At 67.0% G+C, this 5,863-nt stretch carries 5 protein-coding genes and 1 pseudogene; all 6 read left to right on the top strand.

Features of this window, described 5'->3' with window-relative positions; all coding sequences use genetic code 11:
- Positions 1 to 586 (top strand): annotated as a pseudogene (locus tag PHQ87_RS13835) (peptidase M75); the annotation flags it as partial.
- Positions 576 to 1,685 (top strand): DUF1513 domain-containing protein, encoded by a 1,110-nt coding sequence (locus PHQ87_RS13840; RefSeq protein ID WP_300235503.1) that lies wholly within the window; start codon positions 576 to 578, stop codon positions 1,683 to 1,685. The pseudogene PHQ87_RS13835 and the gene PHQ87_RS13840, both read left to right, overlap by 11 nt.
- A 170-nt stretch (positions 1,686 to 1,855) precedes the next feature.
- Positions 1,856 to 2,332 (top strand): bacterioferritin, encoded by a 477-nt coding sequence (gene bfr / locus PHQ87_RS13845; protein WP_300235505.1) that lies wholly within the window; start codon positions 1,856 to 1,858, stop codon positions 2,330 to 2,332.
- A 111-nt stretch (positions 2,333 to 2,443) separates the two neighbouring features.
- Positions 2,444 to 2,677 (top strand): (2Fe-2S)-binding protein, encoded by a 234-nt coding sequence (locus tag PHQ87_RS13850; protein ID WP_300235513.1) that lies wholly within the window; start codon positions 2,444 to 2,446, stop codon positions 2,675 to 2,677.
- Between the two features lie 201 nt (positions 2,678 to 2,878).
- Positions 2,879 to 5,179 (top strand): NADP-dependent malic enzyme, encoded by a 2,301-nt coding sequence (locus PHQ87_RS13855; protein WP_300235508.1) that lies wholly within the window; start codon positions 2,879 to 2,881, stop codon positions 5,177 to 5,179.
- Between the two features lie 213 nt (positions 5,180 to 5,392).
- A complete protein-coding gene (locus tag PHQ87_RS13860) occupies positions 5,393 to 5,824 on the top strand; it encodes a ribonuclease (RefSeq protein ID WP_300235510.1) in 432 nt (143 codons plus the stop codon).
- The last annotated feature ends 39 nt before the right edge of the window (positions 5,825 to 5,863 follow it).

Below are 5,863 nucleotides of genomic sequence, written 5' to 3' on the forward strand. Positions count from 1 at the left end.
CTGCGGCTATCTGACACTCGTCGCCGAAGGCATCGAGGCCGAGGCCAGTGCCCTGCGTGACGCTTTCGACCGGCTCGCCGCCCACGACTGGACCGAAGACGAAGAGGGCGCCCGCACCGCCTTCGCCGAATGGATCAACCAGTGGCTGGGCGGCCTGGAGCGCCTGCGCTGGATCGAAATCGAGCAGCCCGTGCAGCGCGCGCGCACCGCGGGCCAGGGCAGGCCCCCGGTGTTCGCCCGCCGATCGATGGACGACAACCTCGCGGCCTGGCGCACCCAGTGGCAGGCGCTGCGCAACCAGGCCCGCCTGGCGCCCGGACAGCAGGATGCGCCGCCCCAACCCGGCCGCGACCTGATCCCGATCGAGGCGCTGCTGATGGGCAAGGGCCAGATGGCCCTCGCGCAGCGCTGGGCCCAGGCGATCGACAGCGTGGACCGCGCGCTCGCCACGCTCCCGGCCCGGCCGGAAGGGGATGAGTGGATGGCACTGTCCGCCACCATGAAGAAGCTGACGGCCCTGTACCAGCAGGACATCGCCAGCGCGCTGGACGTACCGCTGGGCTTCTCGGATACCGATGGGGACTGACGCACTCTCGCGGCGGCGCGCCCTGCAGGCCCTGGCGCTGCTGGGCACCACCCCCTGGCACGGGCACCTTCTGGCGGCCGGCGGCACCACCCTGCTGGCGGCCTGGCAGCAGGACGAGGAACAGCACATCGGCCAGTTCCATGCGGATGGCGGCACCCTGGTCCAGGGCCCCACACTCGTGGTGCCCACCCGCGCCCACGGACTGTGCCTGGAACCGCAAGGCTCCGTGCTCGCCGCCGCGCGCCGCCCCGGCGACTGGCTGCTGCGCTGGGACCCGCGCGATGGCCGCACGCAATGGCTCTGGGCCGATGACGACCGCCGGTTCAACGGCCACGTCATCCGCAGTGCCGCCGGCCAGCGTGTCTGGACCACCGAGACCGACCTCGACACCGCCCGGGGCCGCATCGGCGTGCGCGACGTGCGCAGCCTCGACAAGGACGACGAATGGGCCAGCCATGGCATGGACCCGCACCAGTTGCTGGCACTGCCCGAGGCCCTGGGCGCCTTTCCGGCCGGCACCCTGATCGTGGCCAACGGCGGCATTCCCACGCTGCCGGAAACGGGCCGCCTCAAACGCTCGCTGGACCGCATGGACGCCTCGCTCGTGGCCCTGCACCCCGGCAGCGGCGAACTGATCGGCCAGTGGCGCCTGGCACAGGACCCTTATCTGAGCATCCGCCACCTGGCCTGGGATCCGGTTTCGCGCACACTCGGCATCGCCCTGCAGGCCGAGCACCGCGATGTCGGCGCACGCCGTGCCGCACCCGTGCTCGCGATCTGGGACGGCCGGCGCCTCGCCACAGCGCAGGGCCAGCCACCCCTCGAAGGCTACGGCGGCGACATCTGCGCCTTGCCCGGCGGCGGCTTCGCGGTGAGCTGTCCGCGCGCCGATCGCGTGGCCCTGTACGACGGCCGGGGCCGCTTTCTGCGCGCCATCGCCCACCCCCAGGCCTATGCCCTGGGCGCCGCGCCAGGATACTGGTGGAGTGGTGGCCGCGACGCCACCCTGGCGGTGGAGGGCAGCGGGCTCACCCGGGTGCTGCCGCATCCCGCTGCGACGATGGTGTTCGACAACCACTGGCAGATCGTTCCCGCCTGACGCCGCCCCCGATCCCAGGCGAGCATCGCGTCCGCGCCGGCTGCCGGTGGTCACGCATTTCATGAAACTCATTCGCATCCCTCAGGCCGATCCGGGGCGGCATTTGTGCAATGGAGGCGAGACGGGGACAATGGCCACTCAATCACCGGACAGCAAGAAAGGAGTCCCCGATGAAAGGCGACCAACAAGCCATTGCCCACCTTCAGGCCCAGCTCAAGAACGAGCTGACCGCGATCAACCAGTACTTCGTTCACTACCGCATGCTCAAGCACTGGGGGCTGGACAAGCTGGCCCGGAAGGAATACGAGGAATCCATTGGCGAAATGAAGCACGCCGACAAGCTGATGGACCGCATCTTCATGCTCGACGGCCTGCCCAACCTGCAGGACCTGGGCAAGCTCCACATCGCCGAGAACGTGCCCGAGATGCTCGCCAGCGACCTGGCGCTGGAGCGCGGCGCGCAAACCACGATCAAGGACGGCATCGCCTACTGCGAGTCGGTGCGCGACTACGTCTCGCGCGACCTGCTGCTGGAGATCCTGGATGACACCGAGGAACACATCGACTTCCTCGAGACCCAGATCGAGCTGGTGGAGAAGGTGGGCCTGCCCAACTACCTGCAAAGCCAGATGGGCGACGCGGCCTGATTTCCGGCCCCGGCACGGTCGGGGCATGCCCCTCGGGTTTGCAGGGGCTTGGCACTTTGAATGCGAGCGATTATTATTTGCTTGAATTCTTCATCTTCGATTGCCAGTGCCATGATCGTTTGTGTGTGTCATCGGGTCAACGACCAGACCATCGCCCGCGCGGCGCGCAGCGGCATGGCGTTCGACGACATCCAGCTCGAGTACGGCGTGGCCACCCAGTGCGGCAAATGCGAGGGTTGCGCCCGCGACATCTGGTCCGAATGCGCCGCCAGCCACGCCCTGGCCCACATTCAGAAGGTGCTGCCCGAAGCCTCGCGCGAAGGTGTGTTGGTGGGCGCCACCTGAACCCCCTCATACCCGCGGTCCCGCCCCGCCCGGCTTCGTTGCCCGGCGGGGTTTTTTTTATCGCAGGACCGTCACGCCTGCGCGTCGGGGCTTGTGGCCATGGGCCTCCGGTGATGCAATACCTGCATAAGAGCGCCCGCCACCAGCATTTAGAATGTGCAAGCGATTTCCACATTGCAAGATTTCATCCAGAGGCACGTCATGAGCACCGATCCCCAAGCCGACAAACGGGCAGAACTGCGCCGTTCTGCCCTCCGATACCACGAGCAACCGGTCCCCGGCAAGGTCGCGATCGCCGCCACCAAGCAACTGACCAACCAGCGCGACCTGGCACTGGCCTACTCGCCCGGCGTGGCGGCACCCTGCGAAGAAATCGTCGCCGACCCGGTCAATGCCTTCAAGTACACCAGCCGGGGCAATCTGGTGGCGGTCATCACCAACGGCACGGCCGTGCTCGGCCTGGGCGACATTGGCCCGCTGGCGGCCAAACCGGTGATGGAGGGCAAGGGCGTCCTGTTCAAGAAATTTTCCGGCATCGATGTCTTCGACATCGAGATCAACGAGCGCGACCCGGACAAGCTGGTCGACATCATTGCGTCCCTGGAGCCGACCTTTGGCGGCATCAACCTCGAAGACATCAAGGCGCCGGACTGCTTCTACATCGAGCGCAAGCTGCGCGAGCGACTGAAGATTCCCGTGTTCCACGACGACCAGCACGGCACCGCCATCGTGGTGGGTGCGGCGGTGCTCAACGGCCTGAAGGTGGTGGGCAAGAACGTGCGCGACATCAAGCTGGTGACCTCGGGCGCCGGCGCCGCCGCGCTGGCCTGCCTGGGCCTGCTGGTCAAGCTGGGCATTCCGCGCGAAAACATCTGGGTCACCGACCTGGCCGGCGTGGTGTACGAAGGCCGCACCGAACTCATGGACGACGACAAGCGCCAGTTCGCGCAAGTCACCGACCAGCGCACGCTGGCCGAGGCGATCGAAGGCGCCGACGTCTTCCTGGGCCTGTCGGCCGGCGGCGTGCTCAAGCAGGACATGGTCCGCAAGATGGCGGCCCGGCCGCTGATCTTCGCCCTGGCCAACCCCACCCCCGAGATCACGCCCGAGGAGGTGCGGGAGGTGCGCGACGATGCCATCATGGCCACCGGTCGCACCGATTACCCGAACCAGGTCAACAACGTCCTGTGTTTCCCCTACATCTTCCGCGGCGCGCTCGACGCCGGCGCCTCCACCATCACCGACAAAATGGAGATTGCCGCGGTGCATGCCATCGCCGATCTGGCACAGGCCGAACAGAGCGAGGTCGTGGCCGCCGCCTACGTGGGCGAGAAGCTCAGCTTCGGCCCCGAATACCTGATCCCCAAGCCGTTCGACCCGCGGCTGATGATCAAGATCGCGCCCGCGGTGGCGCAGGCCGCTGCCGACTCGGGCGTGGCACTGCGCCCCATCGCCGACATGGAGGCCTACCGCGAAAAGCTGCAGAGCTTCGTGTTTGCCTCGGGCACCATCATGAAGCCGGTGTACGCAGCCGCCAAGCGTGCCGCGAACCGGCGCATCGCCTACGCCGAGGGCGAGGACGAGCGCGTGCTGCGCGCCTGCCAGATCGTGGTCGACGAGGGGCTGGCACGGCCCACCCTGATCGGCCGTCCGGCCATCATCGCCCAGCGCATCGAGAAGTTCGGCCTTCGCCTCAAGGAGGGCGTCGACTACGACGTCGTCAACACCGAGTACGACGAGCGCTACCGCGATTTCTGGCAGACCTACCACCAGTTGATGGAGCGCCGTGGCGTCAATGTGCAACTGGCCAAGATCGAGATGCGGCGGCGCCTGACCCTGATCGGCACCATGCTGCTGCGCAAGGGCTATGTGGACGGCCTGATCTGCGGCACCTGGGGCACGAACCTCATGCACCTGAACTACATCGACCAGGTGATCGGCCAGCGCGAGGGCGCCCACTGCTACGCGGCCCTGAACGGGCTGATGCTGCCGGGCCGCCAGGTGTTCCTGGTCGACACCCACGTCAACTACGATCCCAGCGCGGAGCAACTGGCCGAAATCACGATGATGGCCGCCCGCAAGATCATGCGCTTTGGCATCACGCCCAAGGCCGCGCTGCTGTCGCACTCCAACTTCGGCTCGTCCGACCAGCCCAGCGCCGTCAAGATGCGCCAGACCCTGGCCCTGCTGCAGGCGCGGGCGCCCTGGCTGGAAGTGGACGGCGAGATGCACGGGGACGTGGCGCTGGACGAGGTGGCACGCGCGCGCCTGATGCCCAACTCGACACTGCAGGGCGATGCCAACCTGCTGGTGTGCCCCAACATCGACGCCGCCAACATCGCCTACAACCTGCTGAAGACGGCGGCCGGCGGCAACATCGCCATCGGGCCGATGCTGCTGGGTGTGGCCAAACCGGTCCATATCCTGACTTCGAGCGCCACCGTTCGCCGCATCGTCAACATGACCGCGCTCACTGTGGTCGAGGCCAACGTGCCAGCATAAGCCTCAAACAAAAAGCGAGTGCTAACTGACAAGACAGTCGGTCGATCCAGGCGGCTGCCCAAAGTTTGGGCAGCCGCTTGCTTTTTCACCCCAGTTGCGGCACACTACAGCCCTTGATTTACAGGGTTAACCCGCCCCTGCCACCGCATTGACGGCCATCGGGCCGCAGGTGGAAGAGGCGGGTTGATCACATCAGGAACAGGGTATTCACTCATGGATCTGCATCGGATCCGGGCAGTTGCGGGCAGGCGAAGCAAGGCCGGGCTGGTCAGTCTGGCCATGGCTCTGGTGGCGGCGGGCACCTGGCTGGTCCAGGAACGCGCGCCCCAGGCGCTGACCGTCCCTGCCCCGATCTCCACCCAGATCCCCATGGCGGAGTTGCCCCGGCAAGGGCAGCAGGTCATGGCGCAGATCCGCCAGGGCGGCCCCTTCCGGTACGAGAAGGACGGCACCGTGTTCGGCAACCGGGAGCGACTGCTGCCGCGCGCCAGCCGGGGCTATTACCGGGAGTACACCGTGCCGACGCCGGGCCTGGACCACCGTGGTGCGCGTCGCATCGTCTGTGGTGGTGAACAACCCCGTCATCCCGATGACTGTTACTACACCGAGGACCACTACAGCAGTTTCAGACGCATCGTGCCGTGAGCCTCGCTGAAGTGACCGAGAACCGATTTTCAACCTTGC

The sequence above is a fragment of the Hydrogenophaga sp. genome (assembly GCF_028698005.1).
Classification (GTDB): domain Bacteria; phylum Pseudomonadota; class Gammaproteobacteria; order Burkholderiales; family Burkholderiaceae_C; genus Hydrogenophaga.

What these genes read in the sequence shown, in the direction of transcription:
- PHQ87_RS13860 (WP_300235510.1), top strand. Translation starts at nt 5,393, where the DNA reads ATGGATCTGCATCGGATCCGGGCAGTTGCGGGCAGGCGAAGCAAGGCC.
- PHQ87_RS13855 (WP_300235508.1), top strand. Translation starts at nt 2,879, where the DNA reads ATGAGCACCGATCCCCAAGCCGACAAACGGGCAGAACTGCGCCGTTCT.
- PHQ87_RS13850 (WP_300235513.1), top strand. Translation starts at nt 2,444, where the DNA reads ATGATCGTTTGTGTGTGTCATCGGGTCAACGACCAGACCATCGCCCGC.
- PHQ87_RS13840 (WP_300235503.1), top strand. Translation starts at nt 576, where the DNA reads ATGGGGACTGACGCACTCTCGCGGCGGCGCGCCCTGCAGGCCCTGGCG.
- bfr (WP_300235505.1), top strand. Translation starts at nt 1,856, where the DNA reads ATGAAAGGCGACCAACAAGCCATTGCCCACCTTCAGGCCCAGCTCAAG.